This window comes from Streptomyces sp. NPDC091972, from assembly GCF_044756385.1.
In the GTDB taxonomy this organism is placed as follows: Bacteria; Actinomycetota; Actinomycetes; order Streptomycetales; family Streptomycetaceae; genus Streptomyces.
Window position 1 is genome coordinate 136,721 of record NZ_JBIVSV010000003.1, and the last position, 21,965, is coordinate 158,685.

Here is a 21,965-nt window from a genome sequence, read left to right on the forward strand (position 1 = left end):
CGGTATCCCGTACGACGAAGGAGGGGCGGCCCGGTGCACGGGCCGCCCCTTCCTCATGCGCCGAGCGAGTCGAGGTACGCGTCCTCCGCCGCGTAGTCGAAGAGGTCGCCGTAGGTCTCGAACATCCTCGGGTACGCCTCCCGCCAGTCCCGTCCGGCCAATCGGGCCTCGATCCAGGCGACGGTCTCCGGCAGCCGGTCCGCGTACCGGACGACGGCTCGGTAGCCCAACTCCCGCTCGGCGGCGGACATGTCGCAGACCACCGGCAACGGCACCGACCACGGGGTGTCGCCCACGGCCGGCGACGGCGGCGGCCCGTCCAGCACGATCGTCTCGGTCTGCGCACCCATGACGGCGTCGATCGCGGCGGCGATCTCCGCCACCGTCGGGGCGTCCGGATCCACGGCGTTCAGGACCCGGGTGCCCGGCCGGGCGGCCGCGAGCCGGATCAGCTCCGCGATGTTGTGGACGCTCGCCGGATGGAAGCGGCTCCTGCCGCCGAACGGGAGGACGCGCCGGGACCGGCCGTCCAGGTTGCGCTTGACGAAGTAGAGCTCGCGCGGTGTCCGGCAGTGCGGTCCGTGGATCGCGCCGGCCCGCAGCAGTGTGGTGGGCAACCGCCCCCCGGCCCCCAGGAGTTCACGTTCCAGCCCCGCCTTGCGAGTGCTGTACGAGGTGTCGCCCGGGGCGACGGTCCGCTGGTCCTCGGTCAGCGGCACCGGGTACTGCGGGAAGCCGTCCGGCTCGCCCTGGGTGTCGAAACCCCGGCCCTCGTCGTCCTCGTACACCGAGATGCTGGAGACCACCACGGCCGACCCCACGCGGTCGGCCAGCGACAGCAACTGCCGTGCGTGCGCGGGACCGTAGGCCACCATGTCGACCAGGACCTCGCAGCCGTCGCCCACCGCGGCCGCCAGCGCGGTGTCGTCCGCCCGGTCGGCCCGGGCGGTGCGCACCTCGGCGGGCCAGCTCTCGTCCCGTGCGCCGCCCCGGGAGACGGCCGTCACCTCCCAGCCGTCCCGGGCCAGCGCGCCCACGGCCGCCCGCCCGATCTGTCCCGTCGCTCCGACCACCACAGCACGTCGCGTCATGGGGCGACCGTACGGCGGCCGACTCCGCCTTCTCCAGGGGGTTCTGCCGACGGCAGACCTCAGCTCAGCGGTATCCGGGGGAACTTGCGCTCCTTCTCCTGGCGCGCGGCGGTCTCCTCCGCCTTCACCACGGCCGCGTACTGGTCGACGTACTCCTGCCCGGACAGCGTCAGGATCGCGTACATGATCTCGTCGGTGATGGCTCGCAGGATCGCCTTCTCGTTCTCCATCCCGGCGTAACGGGAGAAGTCCAGCGGCTCACCGAAGCGGATCACCACGGGATGGATGTTGGGGATGACCTTGCCGGGCGGCTGGGCCTCGAAGGTGCCGATCATCGCGCAGGGGATGACCGGGACCTGCGCCTTGAGGGCCATCACCGCGACGCCGACCTTGCCCTTGTAGAGGCGGCCGTCGTGGGAGCGGGTGCCCTCCGGGTAGATGCCGAGCAGCTCGTCCTTGCGCAGCACGCCGAGGCCCTCGCGGATGGCGGCCTGGCCCGCTTCCTTGCCGGAGCGGTCGACCGGGATCTGCCCGGCGCTGCGGAAGAAGAAGGCGGTCAGCCGGCCCTTGATGCCGGGGCCGGTGAAGTACTCGGCCTTCGCCAGGAAGGTGATGCGCCGCTTGAGCACCGCGGGCATCAGGAAGTGGTCGGAGAAGGACAGGTGGTTGCCGGCGACGATGGCCGCACCCGACTCCGGAATGTGCTCCAGGCCTTCTATTCGAGGCCGGAAGACCAGTCTCAGCAACGGCCCCAGCAGCACGTATTTGAGCATGTAGTAGAACAAGAGGGGGCGCTCCTCGGTCGGGCGGACGGCTCAACTCCGCGTTCTGGCTGGTCAACCGGCGTGAGATGGGGCTGCCAGTGTAGGCGCAGGTGGCGGGCCCCGGAACAGGGCCGGGTGCAGCTCCCGCCGACCTCGGCCCGTTCACAGCCGCACGATCACCAGAGCCGTGTCGTCCGTGGCGCCGCCGGGCGGAAGCAGCTCCAGCAGGACCGCGTCGGCGAGCGTCTCCGGGTCGTCCTCGCGATGCCGGGCGAGGGAGTCGGCCAGCCGGGCGAGCCCCGTGTCGATGTCCTCCCGGCGACGCTCCACCAGGCCGTCGGTGTAGAGCGCGAGGGTGGCACCGTCGGTGAAGGTGGTCGCGGCCTGCGGCCGGGGCATCGGGTCGGGGCGGGCGTCGAGCGGCGGGTCGGTCGCCTTGTCCAGACACTCCACCCGGCCGTCGGCGTGCACCAGCATCGGCGGCGGGTGCCCCGCGCTGCTGTAGGTGAGGGTGCCGTGGTCGAAGTCGATGAAGGTGGTGACCGCGGTGGCGGACTCGGCGCCGTCGACGACGTGGGCGTACCGGCCGAGCACGTCCAGCGCCTGGGCCGGGCCCTGGGCGACCCGGGAGGCGGCGCTCAGGGCGCTGCGCAGCTGGCCCATCACCCCGGCGGCGGCGAGCCCGTGGCCCACCACGTCACCGACCGAGACGCCGACGCGGTGGCCGCCCACCAGGTCGACCAGGTCGTACCAGTCGCCGCACACGTGCAGCGCGCCGACCGCCGGGCGGTAGCGCACGGCGGCCCGGTGGTGCAGCGTCTGCCGGCGGGTGGGCAGCATGGCGTCCTGGAGGGCGAGGGCCACCTCGCGGTCCCGGGCGTGGGCCTGTCGCAACTGCTCGTTGAGCGCCTGGAGTTCACGGGCGCGGGTGTACAGCTCTGCCTCCAGGACGCGGTTGCGGTCGCCGTTTCTGGCGCCCCGGGCCCGGATCAGCTCGGTGACCTCCTCGACCCGGTGCACGAGCAGTTCGACCTTGCCGTCCGCGCCGAACACCGGGGCGTTGCAGGGGCTCCAGTAGCGCTCCTGCCACACCCCCGGCCGGCCCGGTGCCTCGACGTCGTACCGCTGGAGGGCCATGGAGTCGCGCTCCCCGGTCTCCACGACCCGGCGCAGCGAGGCGGCCAGGTTGCGCATGCCGCTGGGCGCGGAGTCGTTCGGATTGTCCGGGAAGACGTCGAAGAGGTAGCGGCCCACGACCTCCTCGCGCCGGCGCCCGGCCATGCGCAGGAACTCCTCGTTGACGTCCGCGTAGACCAGGTCGGGCGTGAGCAGCGCGACCATGCCGGGCAGGGCCTTGAACACGGCTGGGTAGTCGATGGAGTCGGTGTCGGTGGATCTGTCGCTCATGGCTGCCGCCTCCCCGCCGGGATCGCACCAGTTTCGCATGGTCTGGGGGGTCCGGAGGTCAGTCCGGCGGATCGGTGAGGGACTGCTCGGCCCAGATGATCTTTCCCTCCGGTACGAACCGGGTGCCCCAGCGCCGGGCGAACTGGGACACCAGCAGCAGTCCCCGGCCGCCCTCGTCGGTGGTGCGCGGGTGGCGCAGGTGGGGTGCGGTGTCCCCGCTGTCGAGCACCTCGCAGATCAGCGAGCGCTCCCGGATCAGCCGGAGCCGGATCGGGCCGACGGCGTGCCGGATGGCGTTGGTGACCAGTTCGCTGACGACCAGCTCCGTCGTGAACGCGAACTCCTCCAGGCCCCACTCCGTGAGCTGCCGGGACGCCGTCTTGCGGGCCTCCGCGACCCGGGCCGGGTCGACGGGCACGTCCCAGTCCGCGACCTGGTCGGGACCCAGCAGCCGGGTGCGGGCCATGAGCAGGGCCACGTCGTCGTGCGGCCGGTCCGGTGCCAGGGCGTCGACCACGGCGCGGCAGCGCAGGTCCAGCGAGGGCGCGGGCCTCTCCAGGGCCAGCCGCAGCCGGTGCCGGCCCGCGTCCAGGGCCCACTCCTTGCCGCGGGCCAGCAGCCCGTCGGTGTGCAGCGCCAGGGTGCTGCCCTCGGCCAGGGCCAGCTCGACCGACTCGAAGGGCGGACCGCCCACGCCGAGCGAGGGCCCCTGCGGGAGGTCCACGAAGGCGGCCGTGCCGTCGGGCAGGATGACGGCGGGCGCGGGATGCCCGGCGGCGGCCATCGTGCACTGCCCGTCGACCGGGTCGTAGACGACGTACACGCACCCCGACCCCCGGGCGCTGCCGGTGTCCTCCGGCTCCGCCCCCACCCCCTCCTCCCGCGCCGCCCGGCCCACCAGGTCGTCGAGGTGGCCCAGCACCTCCTCGGGGGGCAGGTCCAGCGCCGCCAGCGTCCGTACGGCGGTCCGCAGCCGGCCCATCGCCGCGGCTGCGCCGATCCCGTGCCCGGGCACCTCGCCGACCACGAGGGCCACCCGGGCGCCGGAGAGCGGGATGAGGTCGTACCAGTCCCCGCCGAGTCCCGTCAGCTCGTCGGCGGGCCGGTAGCAGGCGGTCACCTCCACGGCGTCCTGCTCGGGCAGCCGGTGGGGCAGCAGACTGCGCTGGAGGACGAGCGCCGCCTCGCGTTCCCTCGTGTAGCGCCAGGCGTTGTCCACGCACACGGCGGCCCGCGAGACGAGGTCCTCGGCGAGGCTCAGGTCGTCCTCGTCGAAGGGTTCCTGGCGGCGCCGGCGGAAGAAGGTGGTGACGCCCAGCGTGACGCCCCGCGCGCGGATCGGCACGACCATCGCGCTGTGCAGTCCCAGCTCCAGGAAGGTGGCCTGGCGTCCGCCGGGTATGTCGGTCGCCCATTCCGCGGCCAGCGGGTCCAGCCGCTCCTCCCGCAAGGACGTGCCCTCGTCCAGACACCGCAGCGGGGGCGAGCCGGGCCGGTAGGCGGCCGCCTCGCCGACCTCGACGACGGCCTCGGGGACGCCCTCGTTCACCGACTGCTGCCCGGCACGGAGCAGCGTCACCCGCGCGGTGGGCTCAGCTCCCCGCAGCACCGACTCCAGCAGGTCCACGGTGATGTAGTCGGCCAGCGCCGGTACCGCCACGTCGGCCAGCTCCTGCGCGGTGCGCCGGATGTCCAGGCTGCGGCCGATGTACTCGCCGGCCCGGTCGAGCAGGGCGAGACGCTGGCGGGCCCGGTGCCGCTCGGTGATGTCGACTACCGTGTAGTAGACACCGATCGGGTGTCCCCGTTCGTCGTCGATCCGGGTGAACGACATGGTGTGGGCGGTCTCGCGGTGCGGGGCGGAGCGGACCCGGCCGACGTGCTCGTATCCCACGACCGGCTCACCGGTCTCCAGTACCCGCCGCATCTGCGCCTCGATCGCCTCCGCGTCCAGGCCCGGCTGGATCTCCGCGAACCGCAGCCCCAGCCGGCGCTGGGCCGGGGCGCTCCCGAACTGTTCGAGGGCCGGGTTGGACCACACGCAGCGCAGGTCCGTGTCCACGACCGCGATGCCGATGGGGGAGCGGGTGACCATCTGCTCCAGCACCCGCCGGCTCATGTCCCAGCCGGGAGCCTCGGCCATCTCCGACAGCAGGACCAGCCAGCGGGCGGAGCCGTCGGAGTCGTCTGCGGCGGTGATCCGCACCATGACCCGCAGTGGCCGGCCGTCCCGGCGCAGGGCGGTCAGCAGCCCGGCCCAGCCGCCGTCGGCGCGGCACCGCGCGGCGAGCTCCGGCAGCCGCCGGGCCTCCTCGGCGACGAGCAGCGCGGAGGCCGTCATTCCCACGGCCTCCGCGGCGCCGTACTCCAGCAGACGCTCGGCGTCCCTGGTCCAGCCCCTGACGACACCCCGGGCATCGAGCAGCAGAGGCGCGGCATCGGCCACGTCGAACCGGTGCCGCGCGGTGTCGTGCTCCTCCTGAGCGCCCACGGCCGACCTCTCTGTCGCTGAGAGTGGTCTACCACCTCTTCGTCACATCTTCACCCGATGTGGGGGAGAGCGCGGCCCGGGGGCGGCGGGTGAGCTACTGCCTCAGCACCCTTGCGAGCACTGCGAGCGCCGACTCCAGCTCCGCCGCCGTGATCGTCAGCGGCGGCGCCAGGCGGATCGTGGAGCCGTGGGTGTCCTTGACCAGGATGCCCTCGTCCATCAGCCGCCGGCTCACCTCCCGGCCCGTGCCGATCGCCGGATCGACGTCCACGCCCGCCCACAGGCCCCGCGCGCGGAAGCCGACCACGCCCCTGCCCACGAGGTCCGCCAGGCCGTCCCGCAGGACCGTGCCGAGGTCGGCCGCCCGGCGCTGGAACTCGCCCGTCTCCAGGAGTTCGACCACCGCCGTGCCCACCGCCGCCGCCAGCGGGTTGCCGCCGAAGGTCGAGCCGTGTTCGCCCGGCCGCAGCACGCCGAGGACGTCCCGGCGGCCGACCACCGCGGACACCGGGACGATGCCGCCGCCCAGTGCCTTGCCCAGCAGCAGGACGTCCGGGACGACCCCCTCGTGTTCGACGGCCAGGGTGCGGCCGGTGCGGCCGAGGCCCGACTGGATCTCGTCCGCGACGAACAGGCAGCCCCGGCGTCGGGTGAGCTCGCGGACACCGGTCAGATAGCCGTCGTCCGGCACGACCACGCCCGCCTCGCCCTGGATCGGCTCCAGGAGCACCGCCGCCGTCGTCTCGTCGACCGCCGCCTCCAGCGCCGCCAGGTCGTTGTACGGCACGATCCGGAAGCCCGGCGTGAAGGGGCCGAAGCCCGCCCTCGCCGTCTCGTCCGTGGAGAACGACACGATCGTCGTCGTACGGCCGTGGAAGTTGTCCGCCGCCACCACGACGGTCGCCCGGTCGGCCGGGACGCCCTTGACCTCGTAAGCCCACTTGCGGGCCACCTTGATGCCGCTCTCCACCGCCTCCGCGCCGGTGTTCATCGGCAGCACCATGTCCAGGCCGGTCAGGGCGGCCAGGCGCTCGGCGAACTCGGCGAGCCGGTCGTTGTGGAAGGCGCGGGAGGTCAGCGTCAGCCGGTCGAGCTGCCGGTGCGCGGCCTCGATCAGTGCCGGGTGGCGGTGGCCGAAGTTCAGCGCGGAGTAGCCGGCCAGCATGTCGAGGTAGCGGCGGCCCTCCACGTCCTCGACCCAGGTGCCCTCGGCCCGGGCGACGACCACGGGCAGCGGATGGTAGTTGTGCGCGAGGACCGGCTCCTCGGCGCGGATGAGATCGGCGGAGGAACGCGTGCCTGCGGGTGCGGTCATGAGCGGATCTCCTGAGTGCAGCACTTGATGCCGCCGCCGGCCTTGTGGAGCTCGGAGAGGTCGACGGGGACGGGGACATAGCCGTGGTCGTCGAGGCGCAGGGCGAGGGCCTCGGCCTGCGGGGCGATGAAGACGTGCCGGCCGTCGGACACGGAGTTCAGGCCGAACGCCATCGCGTCGTCACGGGTCGCGAGCACCGCGTCCGGGTACAGCCGTGCGAGTACCTCGCGGCTGCCCGGCGAAAAGGCCTCCGGGAAATAGGCGATGTTGTCGTCGTCCAGGACGAACAGCGCGGTGTCCAGGTGGTAGAAGTGCGGGTCGACCAGCGTCAGGCTGATCACCGGGTGGCCGAAGAACTCCTGCACCTCGCGGTGCGCCTCCCGGGTCGTGCGGAACCCGGTGCCGGCGAGCACGTAGCGGCCCGTCCAGACGAGGTCGCCCTCGCCCTCGCAGACCGCCTGGGGCCGCCGGACGTCGTAGCCCGCCTTCTTGAACCACAGGTCGTAGTGCGTGGACTCGGGGCGCCGCTCGGGCGCGTGGAAGAGGGAGCCGAAGACGCGGCCGCCGACGACGACCGCCGAGTTCGCGGCGAAGACCATGTCCGGGAGACCGGGGACCGGCTCCACGGCGTCGACGCTGTGACCGTGGGCCTCGTAGGCGCGGATCAGGGTCCGCCACTGCTCCTGCGCGAGGTCCACGTCGACATGGGTGTCGGGATGCATCCAGGGATTGATCGCGTACTGCACGGCGAAGTGTCTGGGTTCGCAGACGAGGAAACGCCGTCGCCGCGGCACACGGGAGTCGGGCACAGAGGGGTTCCTCCGCTTCCTGCGGTGTCGACGGGGGTTGCCACCACGGTAGAAAACGGGCGACAGGCCCGACAAGCGACAGGAATTGCGTGTCCGCGCAGGAATGCTGCGAGTTCATCCGGTGAAACGCACGCTTGATGCGTTTATTCACTACGCCTCGGGTGCCGGTTGGCTCGCCCCCGCCTCGGGACTCTCCGGGATGAGGTGGGACAGCACCATCACGCTGATCGTCTTCCGGATGAACGGCTCCACGCGGATGCGCTCCAGCACCTCCTCGAAGTGCTCCACGTCCCGCGCCCGCACGTGCAGCAGCGCGTCGGCACCGCCGGTCACCGTCATCGCCGCGGTGATCTCCGGATGGTTGCGCACCACCTCCGCGAGCCGCCGGGGCGGAGCCGCGCCCTCGCAGTACACCTCGACGTACGCCTCCGTGCGCCAGCCCAGCGCCGACGGCTCCACCGTGGCCGTGAACCCGGTGATCACCCCGGTCTCCCGCAGCCGGTCCACGCGCCGCTTCACCGCCGTGGACGACAGCCCGATCGCCGCACCGATCTCCGCGAAGGAGGTCCGCGCGTTCGCCATCAGCGCGGTGATGATCTTCCGGTCCAGCTCGTCGAACGCGACGGTCCTGCTGTTCATGTCGGCACTGTATCCAGCACGGGCGCCCACACCTCCGCACGTGTCCAGTCGTACGAATTGCTCCTACACTCCGGGTTCATGCTGCGCGCCCTGGCTGTCGACGACGAACGCCCCTCGCTGGAGGAACTGCTCTACCTCCTGAGCACCGACCCCCGGATCGGCAGCGTGGAGGGGGCCGGTGACGCCACCGAGGCGCTGCGCCGCATCAACCGCGCCCTGGAGTCCGGGCCGCACGGGCCCGAGGCGATCGACGTCGTCTTCCTCGACATCAACATGCCGGGCCTCGACGGCCTCGACCTCGCCCGGCTGCTGACCGGCTTCGCCAAACCGCCGCTCGTCGTGTTCGTCACCGCCCACGAGGACTTCGCCGTCCAGGCCTTCGACCTCAAGGCCGTCGACTACGTCCTCAAACCGGTCCGCAAGGAACGCCTCGCGGAGGCCGTGCGCCGCGCCGCCGAACGCCTCGACGCCGCACCCCGCATACCCGTGCACGAACCCGACCCCGACCACATACCCGTCGAGCTCGGCGGGGTGACCCGCTTCGTCGCCGTCGACGACATCACCCACGTCGAGGCCCAGGGCGACTACGCCCGCCTCCACACCGACAAGGGCAGCCACCTCGTCCGGATCCCGCTGTCCACGCTGGAGGAGCGCTGGCGCTCACGCGGCTTCGTCCGCATCCACCGCCGCCACCTCGTCGCCCTGCGCCACGTCGGCGAACTCCGACTGGACGCGGGCACCGTGTCCGTCCTCGTCGGCGGCGAGGAACTCCAGGTCAGCCGCCGCCACGCGCGCGAGCTGCGGGACCTGCTGATGAGGAGGCCCTGACCGTGCCGCACCAGGACCCCGTCGAACGCCGGGTCGTCGTCACCGGCCCGCCCCGCCGCGGCCGCCCCGCCTCCGGCTACTACCGGCCGCGCACCGAGATCGACGAGCAGACCACCCTCGGCCACACCTACGTCCGCTCCCTGATGCGCACCCAACTGCGCGCCGCCCTCGCTGTGTTCGCCTTCCTCGGACTGCTCGTCGGCCCGCTCCCGCTGCTCTTCGCTGCCATGCCCGACGCCCACCGCCTCGAATGGGGCGTCCTCGGCTTCGGCCTCTACGTCCCCATGGTCCTGCTGGCCCGCTGGTACGTGCGCCGCGCCGAACGCAACGAACGGGACTTCGTGCGGCTGGTCGAGGACCGGTGAACTCCGGCTACTCGGTGCCCGCGGTCGCCCTGGTCGTGGTCGCCACCGTCCTCGTCGGCGCCTTCGGCCTGCGCATCTCCCGCACCACCTCCGACTTCTACGTCGCCTCCCGCACCGTCGGCCCCCGCCTCAACGCGGCCGCCATCAGCGGCGAGTACCTGTCCGCCGCCTCCTTCCTCGGCATCGCGGGACTGGTCCTCGTCCAGGGCCCCGACATGCTCTGGTACCCGGTCGGCTACACCGCCGGCTATCTCGTCCTGCTCCTGTTCGTCGCCGCCCCGCTGCGCCGCTCCGGCGCCTACACCCTCCCCGACTTCGCCGAGGCCCGGCTCGCCTCCCAGGCCGTACGGCGGCTCGCGGGCGCCTTCGTCGTCGGCGTCGGCTGGCTCTACCTGCTGCCCCAGCTCCAGGGGGCAGGGCTGACCTTGACCGTCCTGACCGGGGCGCCACAGTGGCTCGGCGGAGTCATCGTGGCCGTCGTCGTGGTCGCCACCGTCGCCGCGGGCGGCATGCGCAGCATCACCTTCGTGCAGGCCTTCCAGTACTGGCTCAAGCTCACCGCCCTGCTCGTCCCCGCCCTCTTCCTCATCCTCGCCTGGCAGGGCGACGGCGCCCCCAGCCACGCCTTCGAGGAACCGGCCGCCTTCCGCGAACAGCGGGTGGTCCGCGTCGACTCCACCCTCGACCTCACACTGGAGAGCCCCCTGACCGTCACCGTCACCGGCACGGTCGACGGCCGCCCGCACGACGACCGCAGACTCGAACTGCGCACCGGCACCCACCGCATCGAACGCGGCACCCGCCTCACCTTCGCCGAGGGCAGCACGGTCCCCGCCGCCGACCGCGGCACCAGCGACGGCATGTCGACCTCCCTCGCCGCGGGCCGCGAGGACCGGCCCCTGTACGCCACGTACGGACTGATCCTCGCCACCTTCCTCGGCACCATGGGCCTGCCGCACGTCGTCGTCCGCTTCTACACCAGCCCGCACGGCGTCGCCGCCCGCCGCACCACGGTCGCCGTCCTCGGCCTGATCGGCTGCTTCTACCTCCTGCCCCCGGTCTACGGCGCCCTCGGCCGCCTGTACGCGCCCGAACTCACCCTCACCGGGGACGCCGACGCCGCCGTCCTGCTGCTCCCCGAGCGGATGATCGGCGGCCTCGGCGGCGACCTGCTGGGCGCGCTGGTGGCCGGCGGCGCCTTCGCGGCCTTCCTCTCCACGGCCTCCGGGCTCACCATGGCCGTGGCGGGCGTGCTCACCCAGGACGTCCTGCCCTCGCGCGGCGTACGGCACTTCCGGCTCGGCACGGTCCTCGCGATGTGCGCCCCGCTCGCCGCGAGCGTCCTGGTCGGCGGACTTCCCGTCGCCGACGCGGTCGGGCTCGCCTTCGCCGTCTCCGCCTCCTCGTTCTGCCCGCTGCTCGTGCTCGGCATCTGGTGGCGGCGGCTCACCCCGCCCGGAGCCGCCGCGGGCATGCTGGTCGGCGGCGGCTCCGCCTTCCTCGCCGTGGCCGCGACCATGGCCGGATTCCCGGCCGGCGGCCCCCTGCGCGCCCTGCTCGCCTGGCCCGCGCTCTGGTCGGTGCCGCTCGGCTTCCTCACCATGGTGCTGGTGTCCCTGGCCACCGCGGGCCGGGTGCCGGCGGGCACGGCGGCGATCCTGGCCCGCTTCCACCTGCCGGAGGAGCTCAGGGCGGAGGTGAAGGCGTGAGCGGATTCCTGGCAGGACTGTGCGTGGCGATCCTCCCGCTGCTCGCCGCCGGGTTCTGGCTCGGCCGGCGCACGGCCCGCCCCCAGACCCTGGGCGGTCTCGGCACCCCCGTCGAGCACGCCACCTTCGAGACCCTGCACACCGCCTCCCTGGCCGCGCCCCCGCTGCGGGCCGGGCTCACCGAGGAGACCGCCCGCAAGTCGGCCCGGCGACTGCGCTCGCTGCTCGGCACGGACGCGCTGTGCCTCACCGACCAGAAACAGGTCCTGGCCTGGGACGGCGTCGGCGGCCACCACCGCACCGAGATCATGGAACGCCTGGCCGGCCCGCTGGAGACCGGCCGCGGCGAGGCGTTCCCGCTCACCTGCGCCGCACCCGACTGCCCGGTCCGCTGGGCGGTCGTCGCCCCGCTCACCGTCGACGACCGCGTCCACGGCGCCCTCGTCGCCTGCGCGCCCCGCGAGTCGGCCGTCCTGGTCCGCGCCGCCGGGGAGGTCGCCCGCTGGGTGAGCGTCCAGCTCGAACTGGCCGACCTGGACCAGTCCCGCACCCGGCTCATCGAGGCCGAGATCAAGGCACTCAGGGCCCAGATCTCCCCGCACTTCATCTTCAACTCGCTCGCGGTGATCGCCTCGTTCGTCCGCACCGACCCCGAGCGCGCCCGCGAACTCCTCCTCGAGTTCGCCGACTTCACCCGCTACTCGTTTCGCAGGCACGGCGACTTCACCACCCTCGCCGACGAACTGCACGCCATCGACCACTACTTGGCACTCGTCAGGGCACGCTTCGGCGACCGCCTCTCCGTCACCCTCCAGATCGCCCCGGAGGTACTGCCGGTCGCCCTGCCCTTCCTGTGCCTTCAGCCCCTGGTCGAGAACGCCATCAAGCACGGCCTGGAGGGGAAGGCCGAGAAGTGCCACCTCCAGATCACCGCCCAGGACGCCGGCGCCGAGGCCCTCGTCGTCATCGAGGACGACGGCGCCGGAATGGACCCGGTCCTGCTCCGCCGCATCCTCGCCGGCGAGGTCAGCCCCTCCGGCGGCATCGGCCTGTCCAACGTCGACGACCGGCTGCGCCAGGTGTACGGCGACGCCTACGGGCTCGTCATCGAGACGGCCGTCGGCGCGGGCATGAGGATCACCGCCCGGCTGCCCAAGTACCAGCCGGGCGTGCACTCGGCGGGCCGCCTGACGGACGGCTGACGGTCAGGTACTGCGGGTGGCCACCATGCCGAGCGTGATCAGACCCAGCACGACCCAGCCGAACCACAGCCAGCCGTTGCTGCCGAGCGCCACCGTGTAGGCCGTCACCGCGACGAGACCGCCCACGGTGAGCACCCCCATCGTTCGGGTCGAGCCGTCCGTGGAACCGCTACCGGGCATCGCAACACCCTCCTCAGGATTCGTCCCCCTCCATGGTGCCCCCGTTCTGCCTGCGCACGGTGCACACGACGAAATGTGTGCCGTTCTTCCAGGGTCCCTCGCTGGTCCAGGAGCCCGCCGTGAACACGGACGGATCGAAGCCGTAGTCGCCCGGCGGCACGTCCCGCGCGCACGCCGCGTCCGACTCGGTCCTCGCCTCGGCCAGCGTGACATCGGGGTCCAGTCGGGTGAATCCGAGCACCTGCTCGTCGTAGGAGCCCGCGCAGGAGACCAGCCGGGCGTCCCGGTTGGTGCGCACGTCCAGACAGTCCCGCCGCTGCATGGTGGCCGTGTCCGCGAACGGCGAACCCGGCGCGCGATGCGTCCCGACCGGCCCGTACAGCGGCCCGTTCGCCCCCAGCACCAGACAGGCGGTGCGCCGCCCCGCCGCCACGAAGCCGTCGTCGGTCGGCACGACGGCGTGGCTGCGGACGTCCGCGAGCCGCTCCCGGACCTCCCGCGTCCGCTCCTCGCACTCCGCCGCCCCCGTCCGCCGCGCCTCGTCCGCGGAGGCGGCCCCGGCGAACGCCGTCACCTGGCCGTCCGGGACGGTGTCGCAGCCGGGGTCCAGCCGCAGCCGGGGCGTCCCCCGGAACCGCTGCGAACCCGGCCAGTCGGCGATCACGCAGTCGCCGTCCCGCAGCGGCTCGGTGAGGCCGACCGCCCCGCCGTACGGCCGGCGCGCGCCCTGGTGGCCGCCCCCGCCGCCGTCCGACGACCGGTCGGCCGTCGCGTACCACACCCCGCCCAGGGCCAGCAGCAGTCCGAGACCGCAGGCGAGGACGGCCCGAAGGGCGTGCGAGCGCTCCCGCCGGTGGCCGCCCCGGGACGGAAGCGCCTCGGGATGCGGCCGATGCCCGTTCAGAGGAGGCGGCCCGGGCGGCGGCACCTGCACGGCCGCCCAGGGCGGCTGGGAACCGAGGTCGGTCCGCGTCCGGACGTACGGCTCGGCCTCGGGTGTCACGATCCGCGACAGCGCGGCCTCCGCCTCCGCCGCCGACAGCCGCTGACCGGGGTCCTTCGCGAGCAGCGCCCGGAGCACAGGACCCAGCGCGCCGGCGCGCACGGCGGGCCGCGGTTCCTCCATGACCACCGCGGTCACCTCGGCGAGATGGGACTCCCGCTCGAAGGGACCCACGCCCTCCACCGCGTGGTACAGCGTGCAGCCCAGCGAGAACAGGTCGGCGGCCGGGGTGGGCGCACCGCCCGTGGCCCGCTCCGGCGCCAGATAGCCCGCCGTGCCCACCAGCACCGACGCCAGCGTGTACCGGGTCTCCCCGGCGTCCGGCTGCACGGAGATCCCGTAGTCGGTGAGCAGGACGCGCCCGTACGGCGACCCGCCGCGGTCCGGCGCCAGCAGGATGTTCGCCGGCTTCACGTCCCGGTGCATCACGCCCCGCCGGTGCCCGGCGGTCAGCGCGTCGAGCACGGCGAGGCCGATGCGGGCGCACTCCGCCGGGGCGAGCGGGCCGCGGGTCCCGACCAGGTCGCGCAGGTCCACGGCGTCCGCGACGTACTCCATGACGATCCACGGCAGCCCCTCGTGCTCCAGCACGTCGTGCACGGTCACCACATGGGGGTGGCCCCGCAGCCCCGCCGCGTGCCGGGCCTCCGCGCGGGCCCGCGCCACCCGGGCCTCCCGTTCACGGCCCGCCTCCACCGGGTCGCGGAACACGATCTCCTTGAGCGCGACCTCGCAGGCGAGTCTCTGGTCGTGGGCGAGCCACACATGGCCCATGCCGCCGCTGCCGAGCGGGTTCAGCAGCAGATACCGGCCGGCGATGATCCGGCCCACTCCCGACGTCGGTGATCCTGAAGGCATCCGGTGACTCCCCGGTTCTGCGGGACGCTACGTGGCGACGGTGGTGCTCGGGCCGCCGGTGACCGGCACACCGGTCGCGGGCCCACTGGTGGCAGGCGCGCTCGTGGCAGGGGCGCTGGTGACGGGCGCGCTGGTGACGGGCGCGCTGGTCGTCGACGCAGGCGGTGACGGAGGCGGCGGCGGGGGAGGCGGTGGTGGCGGCGCGCTGCTGGTCCGCGGGGTGGCGCTCGACGGACTGCTCGGCCTGTCGGGCGAGGACGAGCCCGGCGCCGGCGCACTCGACGACGGCGGAGCGGAGGACGCCCCGGGCCTGCCGCCGGCCGAGGACGACCCCGGCGACCCCGCCGGGCTCGAGGGCCCCGACGACGGGGGCGGCGGCGGTGTGCCCGGGGACGACACGTGCGGCCGGGACGGCGGAGCGGGAGTGGTCGTCGGCCCGCTCACCCCGCTGGAGGTGCCCGTGCCGTCCTCGGTCACGGTCAGCGTCACGTACCGCCCGAACGGCAGCCCGGTGCCCGCGGGCGGATCGCTCGCCGTGACCCTCGCGCCGTCGGACGGCGTCTCCTGCCCCGCGTACCCGGCCGCCAGCCCGGCCTCGATCAGTTCCCGGCTCGCCCGGGCGAAGGTCCGCCCGGTGAGGTCCGGTACCGTGCGCCGCTTCCGTGCGTCGAAGGCGGTGTCCTTCTGTCCGGTGGTGCCGACCGGGCGGTTGATGCCGCGGCCGGGTTCCCGGACGTCGACCAGAGCGACCCGTGCCAGTTTCCGTGGCGCGGGTTTCACGGCCACCACGGACTCGGGCCCGTATTCCGCCCACTTCTTGTTGCCGTCCTCGAACCGTACGGAAATCCGGCCGGTGTCACCCTTGAAGGGACGCAGTGGATTTCCGCACGAACACTTCACAGCCGGAACCCCTTGTTCATCGACGAGAATCGCGATTCCCGCCTGGAGCAAGGAGAGGTACGGGACGGCCTTTTCCTTCTTGTAGTCGTGGTTCTCGACGAGAGTGTCGTGACGGAGCAGAACGGGAGTGAGGCGATCCAGATATTCCGGTATCCCGTCCGTGCCGATGTTCAGCACACCGGCCCACGCCTGTGCCTTTTTGTGATTCCTGGGATCGGTGAGAAATCGTTCGAGTCCGGCGACGTCACAGATGGTCGGCTGCTTGCTGCCGCCGTACAGACCGGGAGTGTCCCCTTGCTGGAGACTTCCCTGTACGGGCCGCGACCGCACGGCCGTGGCGTCCCTGCCCAGCCCGCTGCTCTCCTCGAAGAACGGCGCGAGCGAGGGCACACCGACGGCGACGGCCTTGACCACCGTCAGTGCATTTCCCTTCTCGCAGCCGCTCAGCAGCAGCGAGAAAATCGCCAGGACGGCGATCCTGTGCATAAATGCGCGAAGTGTCATGACCGCTCCCCCCGGCGGTTCCCCCAACGCGCTTCATGCTACTGAACGCCACGGAAAGGCGAAGCCTCTTATCGCTCGCGGGTGCTCAAAGAGGCCAAATATGCGTTGTACGCCTCGAGTTCCTTGTCGCCGTCCCGGTCGGCGGCCCGGTCCGTGCGCTTGGCCTGCCGCTGTTCGGAGCCGTACCACTGGAACAGCAGTGCGATGAGCACGAGAACGGAGGGAATCTCACTGAACGCCCACGCGATACCGCCGGCGTAGTTCTGGTCGGAGAGCGCGTCGATGCCGAGTGAGGCGGGCGGGTTCTTGAACGTCTCCACCATGGGTTCGGACGCCATCATCAGCGCGATGCCGAAGAACGCGTGGAACGGCATCCCGGCGAACAACTCCAGCATCCGCATCAGGTACCCGGGCCGGTGCGGTCCCGGGTCCACGCCGATGATCGGCCAGAAGAAGACGACACCGACGGCGAGGAAGTGGACCATCATCGCGACGTGCCCGGTCTTCGAGCCCATGAGGAAGTCGAAAAGGGGCGTGAAGTAGAGGGCGTACAGGCTCGCGATGAACAGCGGGATGGTGAACGCCGGATGCGTGATGATCCGCATGTACCGGCTGTGCAACAGCGCGAGCAGCAGCTCACGCGGCCCCTTGTGCCCCTTGCCGGCGACGGGCAGCGCCCGCAGGGCCAGGGTGACCGGCGCGCCGAGCAGGACGAGGATCGGCGACAGCATGCTGATCACCATGTGCTGCACCATGTGCACGCTGAACATGACCATCCCGTAGTCGTTCAGCCCGGTGCACATCATCAGCCCGATGGACAGCACACCGGTCACGTAGGAGACGGTCCGTCCCACGGACCACGAGTCACCCCGCCGCCGCAGCCGCACGACTCCCCACGCGTACAGGCCGAGCGCGAGGAGGCAGGCGACGAGGAAGAAGGGGTCGGCCGACCACTGGAGCCCTCGTCCCAGCGTGAACGGCGGCAGATCGTGGGTCATGCCGTGCCCGCTGTGGTCCATCGCGGCGGCTCCTGATTCGTGGGGGTTGTGCAAGTCTGTCCGCCACACAGACTAGAACCGCCCCGGGTCGCGGCTGCGACCGGGGGCGGATTCCTCAGTGTCCCGCGCGATGCTCTAGAGGACGCACTCGGCTTCCTCGTAGCGGTCCGCGGGGACCGTCTTCAGCGTCTCCACGGCCTCCGCCAGCGGCACCATCAGGATGTCGGTGCCGCGCAGCGCGGTCATGTGACCGAACTCCCCGCGGTGCACGGCCTCCACCGCGTGCCAGCCGAACCGCGTGGCGAGGACCCGGTCGTACGCGGTCGGCGTACCGCCGCGCTGCACATGCCCGAGGATGACCGGCCGGGCTTCCTTGCCCAGCCGCTCCTCCAGCTCGATCGACAGCTGGCGGGCGATCCCGGCGAAGCGCTCGTGCCCGTAGATGTCCTTGCCGCCCTCGTCGAAGGCCATGGAGCCGGGCGCCGGCTTGGCACCCTCCGCCGCCACGACGATCGCGAAACGCTTGCCCGCCTCGAACCGCTCGCCGACCCGCCGGGCCAGCTCCTCGATGTCGAAGGGACGCTCCGGCACGACGATGGCGTGCGCACCGGCCGCCATGCCGGAGTGCAGCGCTATCCAGCCGGTGTGCCGTCCCATGACCTCGACGACGAGGACCCGCTGGTGGGACTCGGCGGTGGTCTTGAGCCGGTCGAGGGCCTCGGTCGCGACACCGACGGCCGTGTCGAACCCGAAGGTGACGTCCGTGACCGCGATGTCGTTGTCGATCGTCTTCGGCACGCCCACGATCGGCAGACCGGCGTCCGACATCAGCCGGGCGGCCTTGAGCGTGCCCTCACCGCCGATGGGGATGATCGCGTCGAGCCCGAGCTCCTCGACATGCCCCTTGGCCCGCTCCACGCCGTCCCGCAGATGCGAGGGCTGGACCCGCGAGGAGCCGAGGATCGTGCCGCCGCGGGCCAGGATGCCGCCCACGGCGTCGAGGTCGAGCTTGAGGTAGTCGCACTCCAGGAGGCCCTTCCAGCCGTCCCGGAAGCCGATGACCTCGTCGCCGTGGTCGACGACGGCACGGTGCACGACGGACCGGATGACGGCGTTCAGGCCGGGGCAGTCGCCGCCGGACGTGAGGACACCAATGCGCATAGCCGCGAGAACCTTTTCAGCGATGGGACTGGCACGGGTCCGGACCACGCTGTCCGGCTCGAACCCCGCCACCCTAGCGGCAGGAGGGGGCGGGGCCGAAGCATGCGTCCGCCTGCTGGACGGCCCCGCTCACCTGTGCGGACACCTTGTCAGACGGGCTGGTGACAGGAGTCTGGAACCGAGGTGAACGCCCTCTCAGGCAGGCTGCTGCGCGGCCGAGATGCGCTCGTTGCGCAGGGCCTCGTACCAGCGGTCGTCGGTCGGCGGCAACGCGTTGACGTCGAGCGCCAGCTTCAGCAGCAGGTCGGCGATCAGCGGGTTGCGCGCGAGCACGGGCCCGTGCATGTACGTGCCGAACACCGTGTCGTTGTACGCGCCCTCCGTGCCGTCCCCGGTGCCGTTGCCCTTGCCCAGCTTGACGTTGGCGAACGGGCGGGCGGTGGGGCCGAGATGGGTGACGCCCTGGTGGTTCTCGAAACCGGTCAGCGGGGGCAGTCCGAGCCGAGGGTCGATGTCGGCGAGCACGTCACCGACGCAGCGCTCGCCCTCACCGCGCACCGAGACCACGTCGAGCAGGCCGAGGCCCGGCTCGCGCTGGCCGAGGTCGTTGATGAACTCGTGGCCGAGGATCTGGTAACCGGCGCACACCGAGAAGACGATCGCGCCGTTGCCCACGGCCCGGTGCAGACCGCCGTCCCGGCGCAGCCGCTCGGCCGCCAGCCGCTGGGGCCGGTCCTCGCCGCCGCCGATCAGGTAGATGTCGCCGGAGGTCGGGATCGGCTGGTCGCTGCGCACGTCCAGGCGGGCCACGTCGAGTCCGCGCTGGCGGGCCCGGCGCTCGATGACGAGGGCGTTGCCCTGGTCGCCGTAGGTGCTGAGCAGGTCGGGGTAGATCCAGACGATCCGCAGTTGGTTGTCGCTCACAAAAGTCCCCTGAGTCTCAGTTGCCGACGCGGCGGCGCAGGTCCTGGAAGGCGGTGTAGTTCGCGATGACCTCGATACGGCCGGGCGGGCTCATCTGCACGGCCTGGTCGAGGTTGTCGCAGACCTGGAAGTTCTGGTTCGCGACCTCGAGGCGCACCGCGAGGTCCAGCTTCCGGTCGCCGATCACGCAGATCGGGTGGCCGGTCAGGCGCGTGTAGTCGACGTCCCACAGCCAGGAGGTGTCGGTGCCGTCGGCACCGCGCGCGTTGACGGAGAGGATCACCGGGGTGGGCGGCGGGTCGATCAGGCTGAACGTCTCGAGCCAGCCGGCCGGGTTCTTCGCGAGCAGCAGCCGCAGGTCGCGCTGCTGGAACTGGACGATGTCGTAGCGGCCGGCCACGGCCTGCACCTGGTACATGCGTTCCAGGGCGACCTGCGGCGGCACGCCGAAGACGGCGGCGACGGCGGCCGAGGAGGCGGCGTTGGCCTTGTTGGCGCGACCCGGCAGCTGGAGGTGGATCGGCCAGGCCGAGCCGTGCGGGTCGAGCACGTGGTCACCGGAGAGCGCCCAGCTCGGGGTGGGACGGCGGAAGCCGCACTCGCCGCAGAACCAGTCGTCGCCGGGCCGCTGCATCACACCGCCGCAGGACGGGCAGGACCAGGCGTCGTCCTTCCACATCTGTCCGGCGGCGACCCAGATGACGTTGGGGGAGGAGGACGCGGCCCACACGACGAGCGGGTCGTCGGCGTTGGCGACGACGACGGCCTTCGAACCGGCCAGCCCCTCACGCCAGTTCTCGGCGAGCATGCGGGTCTCGGCGGCCCGGTCGAGCTGGTCGCGCGAGAGGTTCAGCAGGGCGATGCACTTGGGGTCGGTGTCCCGGGCCACGCCCGCGAGGTACTTCTCGTCGACCTCGATGACGCCGTACCGGGCGTCCGAGCCGCCGGCGAGCGCCGAGGTGATGCCGGCAGGCATGTTGGCGCCGAGGGCGTTGGAGACGACGGGTCCGGCGGCGCCCAGGGCCTCCGCGATCAGACGGGTCGTGGTGGTCTTGCCGTTGGTCGCCGAGACGAGGACCACGTCCAGGTTCTGGGCGAGCCGGGCAAGGAGGTCGGGGTCGAGCTTGAGGGCCACCCGGCCGCCGATGACCGAACCGCTGCCGCGTCCCGCGGCTCGGGATGCCGCCGCGACGGCCTTGCCCGCCGTCACGGCCAGCTTGGCCCGCGGCGAGAGCGGGTCCGAGTTGCCTGTCATCAGTTCTCGATCCTCCTTGCGTACGCGCCGCGACTCTGCCTCCGGCCACGTGGTGTGGACCTCAGCCTATCGAGATCCGTAGGCACTCCCGAATCGCCGTACCCTTGCGGCCATGCGAAACGGCTCCATTCCGGGCACCCGTGGCCGGGTCCGGCCCCTCACCCTGCTCGGCGGTCCGGTGCTGCACGAACCCTGCGAAGACGTCTCGGACTTCGGTCCGGAGCTGGCGACGCTCGTGGAGGACCTGTTCGCGACGATGTACGCGCACGAGGGGGTGGGCCTCGCGGCGAACCAAGTGGGCGTCCCTTTGCGCGTGTTCGTGTACGACTGCCCGGACGACGAGGAGGTCCGCCACCTGGGGCATGTGGTGAACCCACGGTTGGTGGCAGCGGACGGTCTGGTGTTCAGGGGGCCCGAGGGCTGTCTGTCACTGCCGGGCCTGGAGGCGGGAACCGAGCGTTTCGACCACGCGGTCGTGGAGGGGTTCACGGTCACAGGAGAGCCGGTGACGATCCACGGCACGGGCTTCTTCGCAAGATGTCTACAACACGAGACGGACCACCTGGAGGGCACGGTCTACGCAGACCGCTTGAAGGGCCGGCGCAAGCGAAAGCTCATGCGACAAGTGACCAGATCCTCTTGGCACGGAGACGGCTGAATCTGCTCAGGGGCGCGGGGCCGTATCGATGTGCGGCTCCGCCGCGCGGGCGCGACCAGCCCCACCGGGCCGCACCCGAACCGTGACCGTCAGAACCCCGGACCGCCCACCTTGTCCCCGGCCGCGGCGAGGCGCCCCCACAACAGGTCCGCCATGCTCCGCACCAACTCCGCCCGTGCACAGGGCCGTTCACCCAGCCACCAGTCACCCGCCGCGTACATCATCCCGACGATCCCGTGCCCCCACACCCGGGCCAGCAGCTGACTTCCGGGTCCGAGGTCCAGCCGGTCCTCGATGACCTGCCCCAGCTCCTCACCCATCCTGCGCAGCAGCGGCGCGGAATGCTGGCCGACGTCGAACCCCTGGTCCCCGGTCTGGCCGCCCTCGGCGGGGTGCATCAGGAACCGGTACACCTGAGGCCGGGCCTCGATCGCGGCCAGGTACGTGTCCAGGGTGGCCTCGACCCGCTCGCGCCGGTCCGCGGGGGCGTCCAGCGCGGCCCGCAGGGAGTCCAGGAGGGCGTCGGTGTGCCGCTTGGCCAGCGCGGCGTAGAGTCCCCCCTTGTCGCCGAAGTGCCGATAGAGGATCGGCTTGGTGATGCCGGCCTCCGCGGCGATGGCGTTCATGGAGGCCTGTGGGCCGTCGCGCAGCACCACTCTGTCCGCGGCCTCCAGCAGCTCGCGCCGGCGGCGGTCGGCGGACCGCTGCTGATCGGTCCGCTGTGTGGTGTCCATGAGCTCTCCCCACCCGTGCTGAATCGGTAACGCCTGCGCAAACTAACACCCGACGGGTGAGGGGCATCGAACAGGCTGCTGACCGGTCATGGGGAGTTGACTTTTCCTACCCGTGGGTAACAGACTCTGGTTACCGCAAGTAACATGCACGTGCGTCGCCGCTGGAGGGG

Annotated in this window: 20 protein-coding genes; 5 read left to right on the top strand and 15 right to left on the bottom strand. The window is 72.2% G+C overall.

Annotated features, from left to right (window positions below; translation table 11 throughout):
* Positions 1-53: 53 nt before the first annotated feature.
* The 7 genes from ACIQJT_RS09790 to ACIQJT_RS09820 form a co-directional block, all read right to left on the bottom strand.
* Positions 54-1,076 carry an NAD(P)-dependent oxidoreductase gene (locus tag ACIQJT_RS09790; protein ID WP_365449530.1) on the bottom strand — a complete coding sequence of 341 codons (1,023 nt, stop codon included), beginning with the start codon at positions 1,074-1,076 and terminating at the stop codon, positions 54-56.
* A 74-nt stretch (positions 1,077-1,150) separates the two neighbouring features.
* Positions 1,151-1,876, bottom strand: a complete 726-nt coding sequence (locus ACIQJT_RS09795) for a lysophospholipid acyltransferase family protein (protein ID WP_365448587.1) — start codon at positions 1,874-1,876, stop codon at positions 1,151-1,153.
* A 141-nt stretch (positions 1,877-2,017) separates the two neighbouring features.
* Entirely contained in the window at positions 2,018-3,262 is a 1,245-nt protein-coding gene (locus tag ACIQJT_RS09800) for a SpoIIE family protein phosphatase (protein WP_365448589.1), read from the bottom strand.
* A gap of 58 nt (positions 3,263-3,320) precedes the next feature.
* The gene (locus tag ACIQJT_RS09805; protein ID WP_365448591.1) at positions 3,321-5,753 is read right to left on the bottom strand and encodes a SpoIIE family protein phosphatase; all 2,433 of its coding nucleotides are present in this window, start codon (positions 5,751-5,753) and stop codon (positions 3,321-3,323) included.
* 94 nt (positions 5,754-5,847) lie between these two features.
* Complete coding sequence (gene rocD, locus ACIQJT_RS09810) at positions 5,848-7,068, bottom strand: ornithine--oxo-acid transaminase (RefSeq protein ID WP_402641606.1); 1,221 nt, start codon at positions 7,066-7,068, stop codon at positions 5,848-5,850.
* A complete protein-coding gene (gene ddaH / locus ACIQJT_RS09815; protein ID WP_365448595.1) occupies positions 7,065-7,877 on the bottom strand; it encodes a dimethylargininase in 813 nt (270 codons plus the stop codon). The genes rocD and ddaH overlap by 4 nt, the downstream gene beginning before the upstream one ends.
* A 150-nt stretch (positions 7,878-8,027) precedes the next feature.
* A complete protein-coding gene (locus tag ACIQJT_RS09820; protein ID WP_053847682.1) occupies positions 8,028-8,516 on the bottom strand; it encodes an Lrp/AsnC family transcriptional regulator in 489 nt (162 codons plus the stop codon).
* A 78-nt stretch (positions 8,517-8,594) separates the two neighbouring features.
* Here ACIQJT_RS09820 and ACIQJT_RS09825 point away from each other — a divergent pair, with 78 nt between their 5' ends.
* Genes ACIQJT_RS09825 through ACIQJT_RS09840 form a run of 4 tightly spaced genes read left to right on the top strand, consistent with a single transcriptional unit; the run spans position 8,595 to position 12,620 of the window.
* Entirely contained in the window at positions 8,595-9,344 is a 750-nt protein-coding gene (locus ACIQJT_RS09825; RefSeq protein ID WP_365448597.1) for a LytTR family DNA-binding domain-containing protein, read from the top strand.
* A gap of 2 nt (positions 9,345-9,346) precedes the next feature.
* A complete protein-coding gene (locus ACIQJT_RS09830; RefSeq protein ID WP_365448599.1) occupies positions 9,347-9,709 on the top strand; it encodes a hypothetical protein in 363 nt (120 codons plus the stop codon).
* Complete coding sequence (locus ACIQJT_RS09835; RefSeq protein WP_365448601.1) at positions 9,706-11,418, top strand: cation acetate symporter; 1,713 nt, start codon at positions 9,706-9,708, stop codon at positions 11,416-11,418. Before ACIQJT_RS09830 ends, ACIQJT_RS09835 begins: the two co-directional genes overlap by 4 nt.
* Complete coding sequence (locus ACIQJT_RS09840) at positions 11,415-12,620, top strand: sensor histidine kinase (protein WP_402641613.1); 1,206 nt, start codon at positions 11,415-11,417, stop codon at positions 12,618-12,620. Before ACIQJT_RS09835 ends, ACIQJT_RS09840 begins: the two co-directional genes overlap by 4 nt.
* A 3-nt stretch (positions 12,621-12,623) precedes the next feature.
* Here the strand turns inward: ACIQJT_RS09840 and ACIQJT_RS09845 are convergent, their stop codons facing one another.
* The 7 genes from ACIQJT_RS09845 to ACIQJT_RS09875 form a co-directional block, all read right to left on the bottom strand.
* Entirely contained in the window at positions 12,624-12,800 is a 177-nt protein-coding gene (locus tag ACIQJT_RS09845) for a membrane protein (protein WP_007380401.1), read from the bottom strand.
* A 13-nt stretch (positions 12,801-12,813) separates the two neighbouring features.
* On the bottom strand, positions 12,814-14,661 hold the full coding sequence (locus ACIQJT_RS09850; RefSeq protein WP_402641616.1) for a protein kinase: 1,848 nt from the start codon (positions 14,659-14,661) through the stop codon (positions 12,814-12,816).
* Between the two features lie 27 nt (positions 14,662-14,688).
* Positions 14,689-16,065, bottom strand: coding sequence for a DUF6777 domain-containing protein (locus tag ACIQJT_RS09855; RefSeq protein WP_402641618.1), 1,377 nt, complete (start codon positions 16,063-16,065; stop codon positions 14,689-14,691).
* A 68-nt stretch (positions 16,066-16,133) separates the two neighbouring features.
* Positions 16,134-17,084 carry a cytochrome c oxidase assembly protein gene (locus tag ACIQJT_RS09860; protein ID WP_365448608.1) on the bottom strand — a complete coding sequence of 317 codons (951 nt, stop codon included), beginning with the start codon at positions 17,082-17,084 and terminating at the stop codon, positions 16,134-16,136.
* A 114-nt stretch (positions 17,085-17,198) separates the two neighbouring features.
* A complete protein-coding gene (locus ACIQJT_RS09865) occupies positions 17,199-18,224 on the bottom strand; it encodes a 6-phosphofructokinase (protein WP_053851917.1) in 1,026 nt (341 codons plus the stop codon).
* Positions 18,225-18,419: 195 nt separating this feature from the next.
* Positions 18,420-19,148 (bottom strand): type 1 glutamine amidotransferase, encoded by a 729-nt coding sequence (locus tag ACIQJT_RS09870; protein WP_053851916.1) that lies wholly within the window; start codon positions 19,146-19,148, stop codon positions 18,420-18,422.
* A 16-nt stretch (positions 19,149-19,164) separates the two neighbouring features.
* Positions 19,165-20,403, bottom strand: coding sequence for a MurT ligase domain-containing protein (locus tag ACIQJT_RS09875; RefSeq protein ID WP_053851915.1), 1,239 nt, complete (start codon positions 20,401-20,403; stop codon positions 19,165-19,167).
* Between the two features lie 112 nt (positions 20,404-20,515).
* Here ACIQJT_RS09875 and def point away from each other — a divergent pair, with 112 nt between their 5' ends.
* Positions 20,516-21,061, top strand: a complete 546-nt coding sequence (gene def / locus ACIQJT_RS09880; RefSeq protein ID WP_402641624.1) for a peptide deformylase — start codon at positions 20,516-20,518, stop codon at positions 21,059-21,061.
* Between the two features lie 89 nt (positions 21,062-21,150).
* On the opposite strand, the gene ACIQJT_RS09885 is transcribed toward def, so the two are convergent.
* Positions 21,151-21,795 carry a TetR family transcriptional regulator gene (locus ACIQJT_RS09885; protein WP_053851913.1) on the bottom strand — a complete coding sequence of 215 codons (645 nt, stop codon included), beginning with the start codon at positions 21,793-21,795 and terminating at the stop codon, positions 21,151-21,153.
* Positions 21,796-21,965: the final 170 nt, after the last annotated feature.

Bases quoted from the DNA above. Each gene is read 5' to 3' on its own strand.
- ACIQJT_RS09800 (WP_365448589.1), bottom strand. From the start codon at position 3,262: ATGAGCGACAGATCCACCGACACCGACTCCATCGACTACCCAGCCGTG.
- rocD (WP_402641606.1), bottom strand. From the start codon at position 7,068: ATGACCGCACCCGCAGGCACGCGTTCCTCCGCCGATCTCATCCGCGCC.
- ACIQJT_RS09820 (WP_053847682.1), bottom strand. From the start codon at position 8,516: ATGAACAGCAGGACCGTCGCGTTCGACGAGCTGGACCGGAAGATCATC.
- ACIQJT_RS09825 (WP_365448597.1), top strand. From the start codon at position 8,595: ATGCTGCGCGCCCTGGCTGTCGACGACGAACGCCCCTCGCTGGAGGAA.
- ACIQJT_RS09845 (WP_007380401.1), bottom strand. From the start codon at position 12,800: ATGCCCGGTAGCGGTTCCACGGACGGCTCGACCCGAACGATGGGGGTG.
- ACIQJT_RS09850 (WP_402641616.1), bottom strand. From the start codon at position 14,661: ATGCCTTCAGGATCACCGACGTCGGGAGTGGGCCGGATCATCGCCGGC.
- ACIQJT_RS09855 (WP_402641618.1), bottom strand. From the start codon at position 16,065: ATGACACTTCGCGCATTTATGCACAGGATCGCCGTCCTGGCGATTTTC.
- ACIQJT_RS09860 (WP_365448608.1), bottom strand. From the start codon at position 17,084: ATGGACCACAGCGGGCACGGCATGACCCACGATCTGCCGCCGTTCACG.
- ACIQJT_RS09865 (WP_053851917.1), bottom strand. From the start codon at position 18,224: ATGCGCATTGGTGTCCTCACGTCCGGCGGCGACTGCCCCGGCCTGAAC.
- ACIQJT_RS09875 (WP_053851915.1), bottom strand. From the start codon at position 20,403: ATGACAGGCAACTCGGACCCGCTCTCGCCGCGGGCCAAGCTGGCCGTG.
- def (WP_402641624.1), top strand. From the start codon at position 20,516: ATGCGAAACGGCTCCATTCCGGGCACCCGTGGCCGGGTCCGGCCCCTC.
- ACIQJT_RS09885 (WP_053851913.1), bottom strand. From the start codon at position 21,795: ATGGACACCACACAGCGGACCGATCAGCAGCGGTCCGCCGACCGCCGC.